Annotated in this window: 1 protein-coding gene; it reads left to right on the top strand. The window is 61.2% G+C overall.

All coding sequences use genetic code 11. The features are described 5' to 3' along the window. Nucleotides 1–3,816: SDR family NAD(P)-dependent oxidoreductase (locus WCJ41_RS20515; RefSeq protein ID WP_336907694.1), on the top strand; the 3,816-nt coding region annotated here is incomplete at both ends.

The following is a 3,816-nucleotide window of genomic DNA, read 5'->3' as shown; positions in this document are numbered from 1 at the left end:
AGGGCTTTGCCGCGCATGGCTATGACCTGGTGATCGCGGCCAATGTGCTGCATGCTACGCGCGATATCGAGGCAAGCCTTGGACATTGCCGCAGGCTGCTTGCGCCTTCGGGCATTCTGGTTGCCCTTGAGGGGTTGAAGCCCCAGGGCTGGCTGGACCTGACCTTCGGGTTGCTGGAGGGATGGTGGTGCTTTGAAGACAGGTGGCGTGCCGATCATGCGTTGATGGGCGCATCCAGCTGGCGGTCTGTGCTGTCGGTCAGCGGTTTCCATGGCGCGGCCGTGATCGCGGCGGACGGCGCGATGGTGGAGGACACGTCGCAGGGCGTGATCGTTGCGCAGGCGCCTTCTGTGGTGGAAGAGCCCCATGGCCTCTGGCTGGTATTAGCGCCCGGGGACGACGGCCGTGCGCTGGCCACGGGACTTGCCGCGCGGAACCAGCAGGTGATCTGGGTTGATCCGGCGGGCGAGGTGGCGGAAGAGCCGCTTGCGCCGGGTGTGCGTCAGGCCTTTGCCGAGCCGGCGCGCCGCGATGCCTGGCGGGCGCTGATCGCGGCGCTACCCGAGGATATGCGTCTGGATGGAGTGGTGCATGGCGAAGCGATTGGCGCGGCAGGTGCAGAGCTCTGGCCCGATGCGGAGCGTCTCACGGCCAGCGCGCTGGCCCTGAGCCAGGCGCTGCAGGAGGCGGGCCAGTCCCCGCGCAAGGGCGTGAGCTTCCTCACGCGCCAGGCTATCGTGACCGGCCATGAGCCCGCGCCGGGCCTCTCTGGCGCACCGCTGTGGGGCTTCGCCCGCAGCCTCGCCCAGGAAGTCCCGCAACTGGCCCCCCGGCTCATCGATCTCGACGCGCGAAGCGCGGTTGAGGGAGGAGAGCCTCTCCCCCCAAGTCTCATCAACATCCTCCTTGATCCCGACAAGGAAACCGAAACAGCCTTCCGAAACAACATCCGTCTCGCCAACCGTCTCGCATCGGCCAGTAAAAGCAGCATGCTTTCGCTGCCGCAGGGGTCGCACTGGCAACTGGTGCGTGGCGATGACGGACTGATCGACAGTCTTCAGGCGAGATCAGTGATGCCCCGCGAACTGGGCCCCGGCGAGGTGCGTGTCCGTGTCGAGGCCACTGCACTCAATTTTCGTGATGTTTTGATTGCCCTTGGCGCATCCCTTGGCAACTCCCATGGGCTTGGCTGTGAGTTCTGCGGCCGGGTGATCGGGTGCGGGCCGGATGTTCATGCTGTGCAGCTTGGCGATTTGGTTTTGGGGCTGGGGGTCGGGACTTTCGCCCCTGAAACCGTGACACTTGCAGATTTCGTTACGCTCGCCCCGGCTGGGTACACAGCGGCAGCACTAACGACGCTTCCTAGTACCTCCGTGACGGTGGAGCTTGCGTTCCGGCTGGCCGGTCTCAGGGCTGGTGATCGGGTTCTGGTGCATGCGGGGGCAGGCGGCGTGGGCCTAGCGGCGATTGCACTCGCAAGAGCGCTGGGGGCCGAGGTGATCGCCACCGCAAGTGACGGCAAGCGTGGGTTCTTGAGGAATCTTGGCGTCGAGCATGTCTTTGACAGCCGCACGACCAGCTTTGCCCGTGAGGTGTTGTCTGCCACTGGCGGCGTCGGGGTTGATGTCGTCCTCAACAGCCTAACGGGGGTTGGCTTTATAGAGGCCTCGCTGTCCTGCCTCGCGCGTCGTGGCCGCTTCATCGAGATCGGTAAGCGTGATATCTGGACCCGAGAGCGGATGGCCTTATCACGGGAAGACGTGGACTATCACATTCTCGCCGTTGATGCGCTTATGGTTGATGCGCCTGGCATGGTTCGCGATGCTCTGCGGACTGTTGTAGAGCGACTCGAAAAAGGCGAAATCTCACCATTACCTTTCAACGCCTATCCACTTTCCGAGATCTCCGAGGCGATGCGGTTCATGGCATCTGGGCGCCACGTCGGCAAGATCGTGCTCACGCCGCCGCGCAGTCCTCGTTTGCGGCCGGACCGCACCGTGCTGGTGACTGGCGGTTTTGGGGGCATTGGGCTCAAGGTAGCTAGTTGGCTAGCGGAACACGAGGTCGGCACCATTGTGCTGAACGGGCGCCGCGAGCCGGATGAAGAAGCTCTCGCCGAGATCTGTAGGCTGCGCGCGGGGGGCGTGCGCATCGAGGTGATGCTCGCTGATGTCACGGATTCGGAGGCTGTAGGGGCGATGCTGGCTCGGATCGACGCCACGCTGCCGCCCCTTGGCGGAGTGATCCATTCCGTTGGAATAATGAGTGATGCTGCGTTGGCTAATCAAGACAGAAGACGATTCGAGCAGGTGCTGGCCCCTAAGGTCAAGGGCGCTTGGCATCTGCATGAGGCTACGCTGGGCCTTGATCTTGATCTCTTCGTGCTGTTCTCGAGTGCGGCTGGAGTACTCGGCAATGCTGGCCAGACCAATCACGCGGCAGCGAATGCCTTTCTTGATCAACTCGCGCTCCATCGTCGCAGCCTGGGCCTTGTCGGCCAGGCAATGGCTTGGGGACCTTGGTCGGGCCTTGGAGAAGCCGAAGAGCAGCGCGGTCGCATCGGATCTCGTTTCTCGGCTACGGGTTTCGACTGGATCACGCCGCAGGTTGGCATGCAGGCGTTCGATGCCCTGATCCATGCTAACCGTCCGGCCACGGTAATCATTCCGGCAGACTGGACAGTGCTTGCCCGGCAATTCGAAAATCTGCCGATGCGGTTTTCTGGCCTCGTCGCATCGGCCGACGTTTCGGTTCCGGCGGCACACATACACCTTGCTGACAAGATAAAGGGTGCTTCCGATCATCAGCGCAGGAGCTTGCTGATATCGTTCCTGCAGGGTGAATTGCAGGCGGTTCTTGGCCTGGGGTTGCCGCCTGATCCGACGATTGGGTTCTTCGAACTTGGCATGGATAGCCTGATGGCGGTTGAGCTCCGCAACCGCCTCGAAAAGGCTTTCGGATCGGCGGTTGAGCTACCCAATACGCTTGCCTTTGATTATCCATCGCTGAACAAGCTAGCCGACTACATCCATGACAACTTTCGGATGGCCAAGTCGGGAGTGGCAAAGGTGGGTGTTAAGAATCCGACACCTCGCTCTGTCGTCAGAGCAGACGATGACGCTGTAGCGGTGATCGGATTGGCTGGCCGTTTTCCTGGCGCTGACGACGTTGAGGCGTACTGGCAGCTGCTTTTGAATGACGTGCACGCGATAAGTGAAATTCCGAAGGAACGCTGGGATGTTGATGCCTATTACGATCCGGATCCTGAGGTATCGGGCAAGATGGTCACGCGGCATGGCGGGTTCATGGAGGGCGTCGACCGGTTTGATGCGGAATTTTTCCGTATAGCGCCTGTTGAAGCGCGACTGCTGGATCCGCAGCAGCGCATTCTCCTAGAGACAGCTTGGACGGCACTGGAGCATGCGGGCTATAATCCCAGTGGTTTGGCAGGCTCTCGAACCGGAGTGTATATCGGGTTTAGCGGCAGCGATTATCGCGAGCTGATGGCCTCTACGGCTGCCTCTGACGTTATGTCGATCTACGCTGCCACTGGGAGTGCAGGAAGTACTGCCATTGGACGCATCTCCTTTGCGCTTGGGCTTGAGGGACCTGCCATCGCAGTCGATACAGCATGTTCTTCTTCTCTGGTCGCTGTGGATCAGGCCTGTGACGCAATTCGTCAGGGGAAGGTAGAATTAGCCTTGGCTGGGGGCGTCAACATGCTGTTGAGCCCATCTGGATTTATTCTTTTTTCGAATGGCCGCATGCTGTCGCCCGATGGTCTTTGCAAGACGTTTGATGCGTCGGCGGATGGGT

It is taken from the genome of Aestuariivirga sp. (assembly GCF_037139295.1).
Taxonomy (GTDB): Bacteria; Pseudomonadota; Alphaproteobacteria; order Rhizobiales; family Aestuariivirgaceae; genus Aestuariivirga.
Note: the sequence above shows the minus strand (reverse complement) of the source record. Positions and strands in the feature narration are given on the sequence as shown.